This is a genomic window from Vibrio sp. 970 (assembly GCF_033339075.1).
Genome location: NZ_JAWOTW010000263.1, coordinates 1 through 739, shown reverse-complemented (window position 1 = coordinate 739; position 739 = coordinate 1). Strand labels below are relative to the sequence as shown.

Sequence of the window (739 nt, the reverse complement as noted above, 5' to 3'; positions counted from 1 at the left end):
TGCGATAACGAGAACAGCACCAAATACCGAACCAGAAACAAATGCACATAGAACGGTTTTGTTGTGTTTACTTTTCATCGATGGACTCCTATTTATCACCACCAGAACCGCACAAGGAATGAGCGCGGCTCAACTTCATTTCACTTGTCGGCGCTGGAGTTCTGTTTTATCTCCAGTGCGATAAGTCGGAGTAGTAAACCAATATATGCAACCTTCGACCAGTCGAGCTTGGTCAAACTGAGATATTAGGCTCATATCGGAATGCAACGTACATCCTAATCAACATAAGAATAAAATTTCATCGCTTCCCTATTCCCCGCCCCCTAGTTTGTGGCTTAATAGCGAAACAATAATGACTTTTTTCTTTTTTGCTGCGGATACTTACATGGATTCTGTTTTACATCAGTTGCAATTCTCTTTGTCGATCACCGGCCCCATCTGCTTAATGTTGGTGCTTGGCGTTATCTTTAAACGGTTTGGTCTCATCAACGATAACTTTATTGAAATAGGCTCTAAGCTGGTTTTTAAGGTCACGCTGCCAGCCATGTTGTTTGTCAGTATTGTGGCTTCTGAGCATGATTTTTCTGCCGCCAGTGGTTTCATCAACTACGGCGTAGTCGCGAGCATTCTGTTTTTTATTTTCACCTACATGTCCGTTTCTGTTCTGTTTAAATCTTCTCCCGATCAGGGCGTGTTGATTCAAGGTGGATTTCGCGCCAACACTGGCATTATCGGCATT

The 739-nt window shown here is 43.0% G+C and carries 1 pseudogene; it reads left to right on the top strand.

The window, feature by feature from the left end:
* Window positions 1–385: 385 nt before the first annotated feature.
* Window positions 386–739: pseudogene (locus R7Q11_RS26070) on the top strand (AEC family transporter); the annotation flags it as partial.